Raw genomic sequence first — 14,304 nt, 5'->3', positions numbered from 1 at the left:
GCGAGAAACAATCAAGCGTGCTTGCATGTAACGCTGATCGACCTGTTCACCGGGGCGTACGCGGGTGTGCCGGTGCCGGTGCGGGTGGTGTTCATGCTCGGGGCGCCGCTGTCGGTGACGGCGGTGGGGCTGTGGGAGCTGCGGCGTCTACGGGCGCACTACGGCATCTCGGTGCGCGGGCTGCTGGTGCGCTAGCCGTCGCCGACGGCCTCGTCCGCCGCTCTCGCCGCCGCTCTCGCCGCCGCCTCCAGCCGGTGCCGATGGGCCTCCCGCAGGGCCCGGTCGCCCGGCGGCATGCTGTCCTTGCCCGGCGTCAGGCCGACCGACCCGTCGATGAGTTCGCGCACGATGTCGGCGTGGCCGGCGTGACGGCTGGTGTCGGCGATCACGCGCACCAGGATGTGGTGCAGTGTGGCCTCCCGCCGTTCCTCGGGCCACCAAGGGACGTGACCGGTCGCGTCCAGCGGCAGCGCCCCGATCGTGCCGTCCGCGTGCTCCCACGCCCGGCGGTACAGCCCGGCGATGTCCTCGCGGGACTCGTCCGGGGTGGCCCACATGTCGGCGTTGGGTTCGGCGTCCTGCGTGTACCACCAGGGCGGTGGGTCCTCGGCGAAGAACGGCCTTCCGAACGTGTCCCCGAAGTAGCCCAGTTCCACGCCGGCGGCATGCTTGACCAGCCCCAGCAGGTTGGTGCCGGTCGGGGTCAGGGGGCGGCGGACGTCGTACTCCGAGAGTCCGTCGAGCTTCCAGAGCAGGGCGTCACGCGCGTCCTGGAGATAGCGGAGCAGCTCCGCCTTCGGGTCGGGTGCGGTCATGCGGGCAGTGTGGCACCCGGCACCGACAACCGGGCCGGGCCGACGGCCTGACCGGCTCGACAAACGGGCGGGGGCCGACAACCGGGGCCGGACCGACAGCCGGGCGTCCGACGGTCGGGCGCCCGACGACCGGGCGTCCGACGACCGGGCGCCCGACGACCGGGCGTCCGACGACCGGGCGTCCGACGGGCGGGCGTCCGTCGGGCGGTCAGCCCTCCAGGCCCGTGCTCTCCAACGCCGCCTTCTTCCTCCGCCCCGCCCCCACCTGGGTGCGCACCGCCCCCATGCTCGCCGCGACGACGAGGGCGATCGCTGCGGCCTCGGCGGCGCTGAGGGCCTGGTCGAGGATGAGGAAGCCGGCCGTCGCGGCGATGGCCGGTTCGAGGCTCATCAGGATCGCGAAGGTGGAGGCGGGCAGGCGGCGCAGGGCGAGGAGTTCGAGGGTGTAGGGCAGGACCGAGGAGAGCAGCGCGACCGCCGCGCCCAGGCCCAGCGTCACCGGGTCGAGCAGCTTCGTCCCGGACTCGGCGATGCCCAGCGGCAGGAACAGCACCGCCCCCACCGCCATCGCCAGGGCCAGCCCGTCCGCCTGCGGGAAGCGGCGGCCCGTACGGGCGCTGAAGACGATGTAGGCCGCCCACATGGCGCCGGCCCCCAGGGCGAAGGCCGCACCCGTGGGGTCGAGACCGCTGAAGCCTCCGCCGCCGAGGAGGAAGACACCGGCGAGGGCGAGGGCCGCCCAGACGACGTTGACCGCGCGGCGGGAGGCGAGGACCGAGAGGGCGAGCGGGCCGAGGACCTCCAGCGTGACCGCGGGGCCCAGCGGAATGCGCGCGACGGCCTGGTAGAAGAGGCCGTTCATCGCGGCCATGGTGATGCCGAAGACGACCACCGTGCCCCAGTCGGTGCGCGAATGGCCGCGCAGCCGTGGCCGGCAGACCAGGAGCAGTACGACGGCCGCGACCAGCAGGCGCAGCGCCACGACCCCGAGGGCTCCCGCCCTGGGCATCAGCGTCACCGCCAGCGCGCCGCCGAACTGCACGGAGACGCCTCCGGCGAGCACCAGGCTCACGGGCCCGAGCGAGCCGAGGCGGCCCGGGCCGGCCGCGGGTGCGGCGGCGCCGGTCGTGGACTGGGGTGTGGCGGTGGTCTCCGGCGTGGTCACGGGCGGGTCCTGGGCTCGGCGGGTCGGTGTCCGGGGTCGTGCGGGGTGTGCGGTGCGTACACCAGGACACACGCAACGTACATCCCGATGCACTGCACAGTCCAGGGTAATGGACTCCGTCAGGTGCGTGAACCCTTTTTGCCTCTGTCTCGTGGCGTGAGACGTCACCGCCCGGAAAGTGCGTGAGACGTCATCGCCGGGAGGGGGCCGTGAGACGTCACCGCCGGGAGAGGTAGAGATCGAACGCCTTGTGGAGCAGCCGGTTGAGCGGGTAGTCCCATTCACCGAGGTATTCCACGGCCTCGCCGCCGGTGCCCACCTTGAAGCGGAGCAGGCCCAGCAGATGGCTGGACTCCTCCAGGGTGTCGGTGATGCCGCGCAGGTCGTAAACGGCGGCGCCGAGTGCGTGCGCGTCGGTCATCATGCGCCACTGCACGGCGCTGCTCGGCTGGACCTCGCGGCGGCGGCTCGTGGAGGCGCCGTAGGAGTACCAGACGTGGTCGCCGACGGTCAGCATCGTGGCCGCGGCGAGCACCTCGCCGTCGTGGTGGGCGAGGTAGAGCCGCATCCGGTCCGGGTGTTCGGCGGTGAGCGCGCTCCACATGCGCTGGAAGTACGGCAGTGGGCGCGGGACGAAGCGGTCCCGCTCGGCGGTCTCGCAGTACAGCTCGTGGAAGGCCGGCAGGTCCTCCAGGTCGCCGCGCACGACCTTCACCCCGGCCTTCTCCGCCTTCTTGATGTTGCGGCGCCACTGCTGGTTCAGGCCGCTGTGGATGTCCTCCAGCGACCGGCCGGCGAAGGGCACCTGGAAGACGTAGCGGGGCTGCCCCGCGGCGAAGCCGTTCTCCCCGGAGGCCTCGGACTGCCGCCAGCCCATGCGGCGCAGAGAGTCCGCGACCTGGCCGGCCCGCGGTTCGTACGACGTCGCCCGCACGTCGCGCAGCCGCCGGGCGGCCGGGTCCGCGATCGCCGCCTTGACCGCGTCGGCGCTCCAGCGGCGCACCACGACCGGAGGGCCCATGCGTACCGCGAAGGCGCCCCGTCGTCTCAGGTGCGCGAGCATCGGCTCCAGCAGGCGGTCCAGGCCGGGCTCGTGCCAGTCGAGGAGCGGGCCCTCGGGCAGATACGCGAGGTAGCGCGGCAGCCCGGGCAGCCGCGGCCCGGGCAGGGGGCGCAGCAGCACCAGTCCCGCGCCGACGAGCTGCCCGCCGTCGTCGAACCAGCCGAGGCTCTCCGCCTTCCAGTCGGGCTTCACCTCGCCCCAGGAGGGGACCTGGGTGTGGCTGGCGGAGGGGCGGGCCGTGACGAACGCGAGGTGCTCGTCACGGGTGATCGGCTGGACGCGGACGCTCATGCGCGGGCTCCTTCGAGCAGCGGCCCTCGACGGGCGGTGGCTGGTCCCGCGAGCCTAGGAGCGGCCCCGTCCCTCCCCCTGCTCAGACACTCGGGTCCGCCCTCCCGTGGCCCGAACGCCTCACCTGCCGTCGCGCCCCGGGTTCTCGTCCAGCGCCTCGGCCAGCACCTCCGCCAGGTGCCTGCCCCGTACGCCCGCCAGCTGCTCCAGCTGGGTGCGGCAGGAGAAGCCGTCCGCCAGGACCACCGTGCCGTCCGGGGCGTCCCGCACCGAGGGCAGGAGTTGTTCCTCCGCGCAGGCGGCGGACACCTCGTAGTGGCCCTTCTCGAAGCCGAAGTTCCCCGCGAGGCCGCAGCAGCCGCCGCTCAGTTCGCCGGTGAGCAGGGCCGCTTCCCGCAGCCGGCGCTCGGCGGCGTCGCCGAGCACCGCGTGCTGGTGGCAGTGGGTCTGCCCGGCCACCGGGCGGGACACACGCGGCGGCCTCCAGCCGGGGGCGTGGCGCTCCAGCGTCTCCGCGAAGGTGAGGACCTTCGCCGCGAGACGCGCCGCGCGCGGATCGTCGTGCAGCAGCTCGGGGACGTCCGTGCGCAGGGCGGCCGCGCAGCTCGGCTCCAGGACCACGACCGGCGCGTCGGTCTCCAGCACCGGCTCCATCAGGTCCAGGGTGCGGCGCATGACGGCCCGGGCCCGGTCCAGCTGGCCCGTCGACACGTACGTCAGCCCGCAGCAGACCCGCCCCCGGCCTCGCAGCAGGGTCAGCGGGTCGAGCGCGACGGTCCTGCCGTCCCCCACGGGCGGTTTCGCCAGGTGCACGGTCGGCGGCAGCGCCACCCGCAGCCCGGCCGCCTCCAGGACCCGTACGGCCGCCTGACCCACGGCCGGGGAGAGGTGCTCGGTGAAGGTGTCGGGCCACAGGACGACCACGTCGCCCTGCGTGGCCGGGCGGTGCGCCCGCCGCCGCTCCCACCACCGGCTGAACGTCCGCCGGGCCACCCGCGGGAGCTCCCGCTCGGGCGCGATGCCGCCCAGCCGCTTCGCCGCCCACGCCACGGGCCGTACCGCTGCCAGGGCGTTGACCAGACACGCCGTGTGCGTGCGGGCCACCGCCCGGAGCCACACGGGCAGCCGGCCCATGGAGTGGTGCGCGGCGGGCCGGCGCCGCCCGGCGTAGTGGTGGTGCAGGAACTCCGCCTTGTACGTGGCCATGTCGACCCCGACCGGGCAGTCCGACCGGCAGCCCTTGCAGGACAGGCACAGGTCCAGCGCGTCCCGGACCTCGGTCGAGCGCCAGCCGTCCGTCACCACCTCACCGGCGAGCATCTCGTGCAGGAGCCGGGCCCGCCCGCGCGTGGAGTGCTCCTCCGCACCCGTCGCCCGGAAGGACGGGCACATGACGCCCGGGCCGGACACCGACGTCGTACGGCACTTGGCGACGCCCACGCAGCGCCGCACCGCCGCCGAGAAGTCGCCGCCGTCGGTGGGATAACCGAAGGCGACGTCGACCGGTTCGCGGGGCAGGACCGAGAAGCGCAGGCCGGAGTCGAGGGGCGCGGGGCGGACGAGCATCCCGGGGTTGAGCAGGTCGTCCGGATCCCACACCCCCTTGACCCGCTCGAAGAGGCCGACCATCTCGGCCCCGTACATCTTCGGCAGCAGCTCCGCCCGCGCCTGCCCGTCCCCGTGCTCCCCGGACAGTGAGCCGCCGTGCGCCACCACCAGCTCGGCGAGCTCCTCCGAGAAGCGGCGGAAACGGGCGACTCCCGCCCCGGTGAGCAGGTCGAAGTCGATCCGGACGTGGATGCAGCCGTCCCCGAAGTGCCCGTACGGCGTGCCGCGCAGCCCGTGCGCCGCCATCAGCGCCCGGAAGTCCCGCAGGTACGCCCCCAGCCGGGCGGGCGGCACCGCGCAGTCCTCCCAGCCCGGCCAGGCCTCGGTCCCGTCGGGCATCCGGGTCGCGGTACCGCTCGCGTCCTCCCGGATCCGCCACAGCGCGCGCTGCCCCGCCGGGTCGGTGACCACGAGCGCGTCCACGACGTCGGCGGCCCGCACGATCGCCTCCGCACGCGCGTGTGCCTCGGCCGCCGACTCCCCGCCGGTCTCCACGAACAGCCAGGCCCCGCCCCGCGGCAGCGCCACCCGGGACGGCACCAAGTCCGCCGCCATGCCCTCCACGGTCAGCGGACCGAGGGGCAGGAGCCCCGCCGCGGCCTCCGCGGCCGCGCTCTCGTCGGCGTAGGCCAGCACGGCCAGCGCCCGCGCGCGCGGCGCTTCGACGAGACGTACGACCGCCTCGGTCAGCACGCCGAGGGTGCCCTCCGAACCGCAGAAGGAGCGGGCCACGTCGGCGCCGCGCTCGGGCAGCAGGGCGTCCAGGGCGTAGCCGGAGATGCGGCGGGGCAGGTCGGGGAAACCGGTGCGCAGGCGCGCCAGTTCCCCCTCGGCCAGGGCGCGCAGCCCGTCCGGCGCCCCGGCCCAGTCCCGCCCGAGCCGCAGCCGCTCGCCCCGCGCGGTGACGACGTCCAGTTCCCGCACACTGTCCGCGGTCGTGCCCCACGCCACCGAGTGCGAGCCGCACGAGTTGTTGCCGATCATGCCGCCGAGCGTGCAGCGGCTGTGGGTGGAGGGGTCGGGGCCGAACCGCAGGCCGTGCGGGGCGGCGGCCTCCTGGAGCCGGTCCAGCACCAGCCCCGGCTGCACCACGGCCGTCCGCGCCTCGGGATCCAGGGCGACCAGCCGGTTCATGTGCCGGGTGAAGTCCAGGACGACACCGGTGCCGGTGGCCTGCCCGGCGATGGAGGTGCCTCCGCCCCGGGCGACCACGGGCACCCCGCGCTCCCGGCACACCGCGAGCACCGCCGCCACGTCGTCGCCGTCACGCGGAGCGACCACGCCCACCGGGACCCGCCGGTAGTTGGACGCGTCCATGGTCGTCAGCGCCCGGGACGTGACGTCGAACCCGACCTCACCCCGGACGACGGCACGCAGCTGTGCTTCGAGATCCGTCATGCGTCCAGGATGCATCCGGCCACCGACGGTGACGGGTCGGCTCAGCCCTTGACCGCGGAGCTGGCCACACCCTCCACGAACCAGCGCTGGAAGAACGCGAAGACGATCAGCACGGGCAGCACCAGCAGCACTCCGAAGGCGAGGATCTGGCCCCAGTCCGGGGGCTGCTGGCCCTGGAAGACGCTCATCTCCAGCGGCAGGGGGCGCACGGACGGGTCGGACACCATCAGCACCGGCCACAGGAAGGAGCCCCACTGGATCAGGAAGGTGAGGATCGCGACCGAGGCGAACACCGGCCGGGACATCGGCACGATGATCGCGAAGAAGGTGCGCCAGGGGCCCGCCCCGTCCAGCCGGGCCGCCTCCTCGATGCTCGGCGGGATCTTCTTGAAGAACGTGTGGAACTGGTAGATCGCGAAGGCGTTGGCGACGAACGGCAGCGCCTGGACGAACAGGGTGTTGCGCTGGCCGTTGAACATGTAGAACAGCGGCACCGCCACCGACTCGAACGGGATCAGCATCAGCAGCAGGACGAGGGTGAACACCGCGTTCTGCCCCCGCCACTTCAGCCGCGTCAGCCCGTAGGCCGCCATCGAGTTGACGATCAGCCCGCCCGTCACCACCACGAACGACAGCAGCACCGACACGCCCATGAACTGCCAGAAGTAGCCGGTGCTGTCGGAGTTCAGGCTGTCGAGGACGGCCGCGTAGTTGTCGAAGGAGAGGTGGGTGGGCAGGAAGCCGGACAGGCCGTTGAGGACCTCGTCGGACGGCTTGAGGCTGCCGAGGAAGAGGTAGAGCGCGGGGAGGGCGAAGACGAACGCCAGGACGCTCAGGACGGTGTAGTCGAGGACGCGGCGTACGGGCGTACGGGTCATGGCCATGGGTGGTCAGTCCTCGTTGTCGGGCCGGACGACGCGGCGCTGGACGATGGTCAGGGCGACGACGATCAGGAAGAACACCACCGTGACGGCCGAGGCCTGGCCGATGTTGTTCTGGTCGAAGGCCGTGGTCACGGCCTGGTACATCACCGTGCGGGTGGCGTCCTCGTCCAGGCCGCCGCCGCGGATGAGGATGTACACCTGGTCGAAGACCCGGAAGGACAGCACCGAGGTCAGCATCGCGACGAAGACGAGGGTGCCGCGGATGCCGGGCAGGGTGACGTGCCGGAACTGCTGCCAACGGGAGGCCCGGTCCAGCTCGGAGGCCTCGTAGAGCTCGCCCGGGATCTGCTGGAGGCCGGCCAGCAGGATGACCATCTGGAAGCCGACGCCCTGCCACACCGACAGCACGATGATCGAGCCCATCGCGGTGAGGCCGTCGCCGAGCCAGTCGAAGGCACCCCAGTTGCCGAACGTCACCACGTCCAGCGCGGAGTTGAGCATGCCCTGCTCGCTGCGGGCGAGGATCAGCCGCCAGATCACGGCCACCAGCGCCATCGGGAAGACCACCGGCATGAAGAAGAAGGACCGGAACACGCCGATGGCCTTCAGCTTGCGGTTGAGCAGGATCGCCAGCGCCAGCGCGAGGCCCGTCTGGAGCGGTACGACGACGACGGCGAAGGTCAGGTTGTTCAGCAGCGCCCGCAGGAACGGGCCGGACAGATCGGGGTCGGTGAACAGCCGCCGGTAGTGCTCCACGCCGAAGAAGGCGGGCTCCAGCGGTGAGCCGAGGCGGACGTTGTAGAAGGAGAGCACCACGGCGTAGCCGAACGGGATGCCGACGAAGGCGATCAGCCCGCCGACGGCCGGGGCGGCCATCAGCAGCCCGTGCAGCCGGTCACGGTTGCCGCGCGCGGGACGCGGGGGCTTGGCGGGGGACGCGGACGAGACGGCCTGCGCCCGGCCTCGGGCCGCGGCGTGCGCGGGTTCCACGGTTTTCACGACAGGGGTCCTCTTCCCGGCGGGGCGGGCGCGGTCGGTCCATGGTTGTGTCACCACGTCGACGGCGGCCCGCCCGGGCCGATACGTCCTGCGGGTTACGGGATCTCGTAGCCGGCGTTGTCGGTGAAGTCCCGGTCGATGGCGCGGGCGGCCTTCCGCAGGGCTTCCCCGGGGTCGGCGCCGCCGTAGATCGAGTTCAGGGCCGTGCTGAACTTGGCGGTGACGGTGGGGTATCCGGCGGTCACCGGGCGGGTGACGGCGACGCAGGAGGCGCTGATGTCGCTGTCGCCGCAGGGCTTGGCCAGCTGGTCGGCGAAGAGCTGGAGCGGGCCGCCCTTCTTGTACAGCTCGCTCTTGGCCAGGGCGGTCTTGGTGGCGGGCACCGCGCCGTTGGCCTTCGTCATCGCGCCGACGTTGGCGTCGTTCAGCAGGTAGTCCAGGAAGGTGCCGGCGGCCTTGCCGTTCTTGCTGTCGGCGCCGATGCCCCAGGCCCACGAACCCTGGCCGGTCTTGGGGCCGTCGCCGAAGTCCGGCAGCGGCAGGACGACGAGGTCGTCACCGAGGGCCTTGCTGTAGGCGGGGTAGTTCCAGTGGCCGACCCAGCTCAGCGCCACCTTGCCCTGGGCGAAGGCGTTGCCGTCGGTGTTGGGGTCGACGTAGGTCTTCCAGGACTGGAAGGTCTTCATCGCGGAGACGACCTTCGGACTGTCGAGGGCGCCCTCCGCCTTGCCGTCCTTCAGCAGCCCGCCGCCGGCCGAGAAGACGACCGGGGAGAAGCCGAAGGTGCCCCACTCGGAGGCCAGGCCGTACTGCTCGGATATGTCGAGGACCTTGCCGTCGGAGTCCTCGCCCTTCAGCGCCTTGAGGGCCTTGCCGAACTCCTCGGCGGTCCAGGCGTCGTCCACGCTCGTCGGGTACTTCACGCCGGCCGCGTCCAGCAGCTTCTTGTTGGCGTACATGCCGAGCCCGGCGTCGAACATGCCCAGGCCGTAGTGCTTGCCGTCGATCTCGCCCTGCGCCTTGATCGCGTCGGTGGCGTTGCCGAGGGTCTTGGCGGAGACGTGGCCGTCGACCGGGGCGAGCTTGCTGTTGTAGACGAAGTTCGCCATCGTCGGGCCGTCGAACTCCAGCACGTCCGGCAGTTCGGAGGCGTCGGTGGCGGTGATGGTCTTGGTGTAGTCGTTCTCGGGGATCAGCTTCAGCTCGGCCTTGACGGCGTTCTGCGAGGAGTTGAAGGACTTCACCGCGTTCTGCAGCGCGGTCGCCTCGCTCGCCTGGCCCTGGTGGGCCCAGACGCTGATGGTGCCCTTGCCGCTGCCCTCCTCGGCGGAGGTGTCGCTGCCGCCGCCCCCGCCGCCGCAGGCGGCCAGTGCGGCCAGGGGCAGCAGGGCGAGGGCCGTCAGGCCTGTACGGCGGTGTTTTCCGTGGCCGGTGATCATGGTGGTGCCTCCGAGGGCGGGTGTGCGGTGGGTTCTCGGTGGGTGCGAAACCGGAGGGGCCGGTGCGCGGACGGTGGGGCCGGGGGCGGGACCGGCCCTCCGGGGCGGACGTTCGAGGGGGCGGGTGGGGCTACCGCCGGTTGCCGTGCGGCGGGGCGGTGGTCTCGCGGAGGATGAAGCGGATGGGCATCTCGACGGGGCGCGGCGACACGGCGTCGCGTCCGTCCAGGCGCACCAGCAGCAGCCGGGCCGCTTCCCGGCCCTGGGCCGCGACCGGCTGGGCCACGGTGGTCAGCCCGACCACCTCGGACAGCTCGTGATCGTCGAAGCCGACCACGGAGACGTCCTCGGGGACCCTCAGCCGGTGCCGGCGCAGGGCGCGCAGCGCGCCCATCGCCATCTCGTCGGACTGGGCGAACACGGCGGTCGGCGGGTGGCGCAGCGCCAGCAGCTCGGTCATGGCCCGCTCACCGCCCTCGACCGTGTAACCGCCGTCGGCCTCCAGGGCGGTGTCGGGCTCGATCCCGGCGTCGGCGAGCACGTCCAGGTAGCCCTGCCGACGGTCGAGGGGGGTGGTCCAGTGCAGCGGCTCGCTGGCGCCGGAGATCATGCCGATCCGCCGGTGGCCCAGGTTCACCAGGTGCCGTACGGCGCTCTCCGCGCCGCCCCGGTCGTCGATGCCGACCACCGTGAAACCGGGCCGGGCGCCGCCGACCGTGGTCGCCAGCGGCACACCGAGGGAGCACAGGGCGGCGGCCTCCTCCGGGTCCGGGATCAGCAGGGACAGCACGGCGTCGACCCGCTTGCGGATCGGCAGCTTGGTGAAGAAGCGCTTGCGTGCCTCCGGTGAGCCGAGGTTGTACAGCAGGACGTCGTAGCCGGCGGCGCTGAAGACCTTCTCGGCAGCGTCCAGCACCGTGCCGAAGAACCAGCGGCCGACGTACGGGACGACGACGCCGATGGTGTAGGTGCGTCCGCTGGCCAGGCTGGAGGCCGAGCGCGAGGCGGTGTAGCCCAGTTCGGCGGCGGCCTCGACGATCCGGGCCCGCATCTCCTCCGACACTCCCGGACGGCCGCGCAGGGCGCGGGACACGGTGGACGCCGAGACCCCGGTGGCCTCGGCGACATCGGTGATGCTGACCGTCACGGGACGCTCCTTGATCGGGTGCGCGCCGCGTGGCCGGGGGTCCGGAGCACGTCGGCGGGAGGGGGAGTGACGAGACCGTAAACCCGCACACCTGGTTGCGCAAGCGTTTGCGTTCAGATTTACTTCGGCTGACTCTCAGAGGAACTCCCCCCAGCAAGATCACAGCGCACACGTTTGAGTGCCGCTGCCCGGCAGACAGGACCTGTCCATGCGATACGCGCCGCCCGGTCTCTGCGTGAACGACTTCGACCTCCTGCGCCACGCGGACGGCACCTACACCGTGCTGCACCTTCAGGGCCCGTGGACGGCCGAGTTCGACCACCTGCGCATGGAGACCTCGTACGGCAGGGCCACCTCCGCCGACCTGGTCCACTGGGAACCGCAGGGCACGGCCTTCGGCAACGGCCTGCCGGGCCGCTTCGACCAGCAGGCGGTGTGGACCATGCACGCCTTCCCCCACGACCCCGGCATGGCGATGCTCTACACCGCCGTCTCCGGACTCACCCCGGGCGGCTGGCCCCTCCAGTCGATCGGCCTCGCCCGCTCCGAGCGCACCGACGGCACCGGCTGGCGCCGCCACGGCACGGGGCCGGTCGTCGAGGCGGACGGCCGCTGGTACCGCACCGGCGAACGCATGGGCTGGCGCGACCCCTTCGTCGTACGGGACGACGAGTCCGACGGCTGGGTCATGCTGGTCTGCGCCGCCGACGCCTCCCTGCCCGTCGAGGTCAGCGGGTGCGTCGCCTGGGCGACCTCCGACGACCTGGAGCACTGGACCGTCCACCCGCCGCTGGTCTCCCCGGGCGACGTCGACGAGTTCGAGTGCCCGGTCCTCGAACGCCTCGACGACGGCGGCTGGCTGCTGCTCGGCTCCATCGGCGCCACCTGGGGCTTCGAGGCGTGGACCGCTCCGCGCCTGCGCGGCCCCTGGACCCGCCGGGGCCCGCTCGGCCCGACGGGCGCGTACGCCCCGCGCGTCGTCGCCGCCCCCGACGGCTCGCGCGTCGTGCTGCACACCACCCCGCGCCGCGTCGGCCTCAGCGACACCGGCGAGCGCTGCCGCGGCATGCTCGCCCAGCCCAAGTCCCTTGTCGTACCAGCGGATTCGGCACCCCGCCTGGAGTGGTGGCCGGGCCTGGACCCCTGCCTCGGCGAGGAGACGTACGACGCCCCGCTGCACGCGGTCGGTGACGTCGCCCTCTCCGGCCGCACAGAGATCACCCTGCGCACGCATGTCTCCGACGGGGACCGGCCCGCGCTCACGGTCGGCTGTGACGGCAAGGACCTCTGGGTCACCGGCCCCGACGGCACCCCGCTCGGCGAGACCCGCCTGCCGGAACCCGCCGCCTCGCTGCGCATCCTCACCGTCGGTGAGTACGTCGAGGTCTACGCCGACGGCGTCTTCGTCCTCACCACCCTGTGCTACTCCGGCCGCCCCGCTCCCTGGACGGCCACCACCGAGGGCGGGACCCGCCCCGTCGCCGTCCACCCGCTGCGGCTGCCGGACCCGCACCGCGACGACGCCTCGGCCGTCTGGCCCGGCCCGCCGGCGCACTGACCTGTCCACATCCCGTCTCACCCGACGGACGACGTTTCGCCCACGTTTCTGGAAACGGCTACGCTCCCCTTCGTGGCTGAGATCCAGATTCCTGCTGACATCAAGCCCGCCGACGGTCGATTCGGCGCTGGCCCCTCCAAGGTGCGGGTGGAGGCGCTGGACGCCCTGGCCGCCACCGGCACGTCCCTGCTCGGCACCTCCCACCGTCAGGCCCCCGTCAAGAACCTGGTCGGCCAGGTGCGCGAGGGCATCAGCGAGCTGTTCCAGCTCCCCGACGGCTACGAGGTGATCCTCGGCAACGGCGGCTCCACCGCGTTCTGGGACGTGGCGACCCACGGCCTGATCGAGAACAAGTCGCAGCACCTCAGCTTCGGCGAGTTCTCCTCCAAGTTCGCCAAGGCCGCGAAGCTCGCCCCGTGGCTGGCCGAGCCGGACGTCATCTCCGCCGACCCGGGCACCCACCCGGAGGCGGTCGCCGAGGCGGGCGTGGACGTCTACGCGTTCACCCACAACGAGACCTCGACCGGTGTCGCCATGCCGATCAAGCGCGTGGCCGGTGCCGACGAGGGCTCCCTGGTCCTGGTGGACGCCACCTCCGGCGCGGGCGGCCTGCCCGTCGACATCGCCGAGACGGACGTCTACTACTTCGCCCCGCAGAAGTCCTTCGCCTCCGACGGCGGCCTGTGGATCGGCGTCTTCTCCCCGGCCGCGATCGAGCGCGCCGAGCGCATCCACGCGTCCGGCCGTCACGTCCCGGAGTTCTTCTCGCTGCCGACGGCGATCGACAACTCCCGCAAGAACCAGACGTACAACACGCCGGCCCTCGCGACCCTCTTCCTGCTGAACCAGCAGCTGGAGTGGATCAACGGCCAGGGCGGCCTGGACTGGTCGGTCAGGCGCACGGCGACCTCCGCCCGCACGCTCTACGGCTGGGCCGAGGACATCAAGTACGCCAACCCGTTCGTCACCGACCCGGCCAAGCGCTCGCAGGTCATCGGCACGATCGACTTCACGGACGAGGTCGACGCGGCCGCCGTCGCCAAGGTGCTGCGCGCCAACGGCATCGTCGACACCGAGCCCTACCGCAAGCTCGGCCGCAACCAGCTGCGTGTCGCGATGTTCCCGGCTATCGACCCGGCGGACATCGAGGCGCTCACCAAGTGCGTCGACTACGTGATCGAGAAGCTCTGACCTTCTCGCATACGTGACCGAGGGGCGCCCCGCACATGCGGGGCGCCCCTCGCTCGTGCTCAGGCCGGTCGTGCGCCCGGGGTGTCCGGCGTCGAGTGCGCCACCCGGAACCCCACGTCGTCGATCCGGAACGTCGGATGGCTCCGGCGGCGCACCGAGGCGCGGCAGCTCCAGTGCTCGTCGGACCAGCCGCCGCCCCGCAGCACCCGGTAGGTCCCGTAGACCTCGGCGTCGTAGAGGTCCCAGCACCAGTCCCAGCTGTTGCCCAGCATGTCGTACAGGCCCCAGGCGTTGGGCTGCTTGCCGCCCACGGGGTGGATGCGGTCGTACGCGTTGCCGCGGTACCAGGCGATCTCGTCGAGCTCGCCGTAGCGGGGGCCGGTGCCGCCGGCGCGACAGGCGTGTTCCCACTCGGCCTCGGTCGGCAGCCGGTAGCCGTCGGCGGCGGTGTCCCAGCCGGCCTCCCCGCCCCCGGGCCGCACCTCGTACGCGGGGGTCAGGCCCTCGCGTACGGACAGGGCGTTGCAGAACCGTACGGCGTCCCACCAGGACACGCCCTCGACGGGCAACCGGTCCCCCCGGGCCGCGCTCGGGCGCTCGCCGGTGATCTCGGCGTACCAGGCCTGTGTGACCGGCACCGCCGACATCCGGAACGACGCGACCTCGACCGACCAACTGCGCTCGGTCCGCCGGTCGGACAACGTGACGGACCCCGCCGGCACGGTCACCATGTCGCTGTTCATGCA

Annotated in this window: 12 protein-coding genes; 3 read left to right on the top strand and 9 right to left on the bottom strand. The window is 72.6% G+C overall.

Features of this window, described 5'->3' with window-relative positions; translation table 11 throughout:
* Window positions 1-21 precede the first annotated feature (21 nt).
* Window positions 22-195: a hypothetical protein gene (locus ACFY5B_RS32240; protein ID WP_389976357.1), complete on the top strand. Its 174-nt coding sequence runs from the start codon at window positions 22-24 to the stop codon at window positions 193-195.
* Here the strand turns inward: ACFY5B_RS32240 and ACFY5B_RS32235 are convergent.
* From ACFY5B_RS32235 to ACFY5B_RS32200, 8 genes are all read right to left on the bottom strand, one after another.
* Entirely contained in the window at window positions 192-815 is a 624-nt protein-coding gene (locus tag ACFY5B_RS32235) for a DinB family protein (protein ID WP_389976355.1), read from the bottom strand. The two genes, ACFY5B_RS32240 and ACFY5B_RS32235, sit on opposite strands and share 4 nt — an antisense overlap.
* A 208-nt stretch (window positions 816-1,023) precedes the next feature.
* A complete protein-coding gene (locus ACFY5B_RS32230) occupies window positions 1,024-1,980 on the bottom strand; it encodes a DMT family transporter (protein ID WP_389976352.1) in 957 nt (318 codons plus the stop codon).
* 217 nt (window positions 1,981-2,197) lie between these two features.
* Window positions 2,198-3,334 (bottom strand): lipid II:glycine glycyltransferase FemX, encoded by a 1,137-nt coding sequence (locus tag ACFY5B_RS32225; RefSeq protein WP_389976349.1) that lies wholly within the window; start codon window positions 3,332-3,334, stop codon window positions 2,198-2,200.
* A 120-nt stretch (window positions 3,335-3,454) separates the two neighbouring features.
* Window positions 3,455-6,340, bottom strand: a complete 2,886-nt coding sequence (locus tag ACFY5B_RS32220; protein ID WP_389976346.1) for an FAD-binding and (Fe-S)-binding domain-containing protein — start codon at window positions 6,338-6,340, stop codon at window positions 3,455-3,457.
* Between the two features lie 41 nt (window positions 6,341-6,381).
* Window positions 6,382-7,224, bottom strand: a complete 843-nt coding sequence (locus ACFY5B_RS32215) for a carbohydrate ABC transporter permease (protein WP_361302851.1) — start codon at window positions 7,222-7,224, stop codon at window positions 6,382-6,384.
* A gap of 6 nt (window positions 7,225-7,230) precedes the next feature.
* Window positions 7,231-8,223, bottom strand: a complete 993-nt coding sequence (locus ACFY5B_RS32210; protein WP_389976342.1) for a carbohydrate ABC transporter permease — start codon at window positions 8,221-8,223, stop codon at window positions 7,231-7,233.
* Between the two features lie 95 nt (window positions 8,224-8,318).
* Window positions 8,319-9,662: an ABC transporter substrate-binding protein gene (locus ACFY5B_RS32205; protein WP_389976339.1), complete on the bottom strand. Its 1,344-nt coding sequence runs from the start codon at window positions 9,660-9,662 to the stop codon at window positions 8,319-8,321.
* 130 nt (window positions 9,663-9,792) lie between these two features.
* A complete protein-coding gene (locus ACFY5B_RS32200; RefSeq protein WP_389976336.1) occupies window positions 9,793-10,809 on the bottom strand; it encodes a LacI family DNA-binding transcriptional regulator in 1,017 nt (338 codons plus the stop codon).
* 208 nt (window positions 10,810-11,017) lie between these two features.
* Between ACFY5B_RS32200 and ACFY5B_RS32195 the strand changes: the two genes are divergently transcribed.
* Together ACFY5B_RS32195 and serC are read left to right on the top strand one after the other, a co-directional pair.
* Window positions 11,018-12,367 carry a mucin-1 gene (locus ACFY5B_RS32195; protein WP_389976333.1) on the top strand — a complete coding sequence of 450 codons (1,350 nt, stop codon included), beginning with the start codon at window positions 11,018-11,020 and terminating at the stop codon, window positions 12,365-12,367.
* Between the two features lie 72 nt (window positions 12,368-12,439).
* Complete coding sequence (gene serC / locus ACFY5B_RS32190; RefSeq protein ID WP_389976330.1) at window positions 12,440-13,558, top strand: phosphoserine transaminase; 1,119 nt, start codon at window positions 12,440-12,442, stop codon at window positions 13,556-13,558.
* A gap of 59 nt (window positions 13,559-13,617) precedes the next feature.
* On the opposite strand, the gene ACFY5B_RS32185 is transcribed toward serC, so the two are convergent.
* Window positions 13,618-14,289, bottom strand: coding sequence for a formylglycine-generating enzyme family protein (locus ACFY5B_RS32185; protein WP_389976740.1), 672 nt, complete (start codon window positions 14,287-14,289; stop codon window positions 13,618-13,620).
* Window positions 14,290-14,304: the final 15 nt, after the last annotated feature.

Source organism: Streptomyces sp. NPDC013187, from assembly GCF_042899705.1.
In the GTDB taxonomy this organism is placed as follows: Bacteria; Actinomycetota; Actinomycetes; order Streptomycetales; family Streptomycetaceae; genus Streptomyces; species Streptomyces hawaiiensis_A.
The sequence above is the reverse complement of the archived record's forward strand: the minus strand, read 5'-3'. Positions and strand labels throughout refer to the sequence as shown.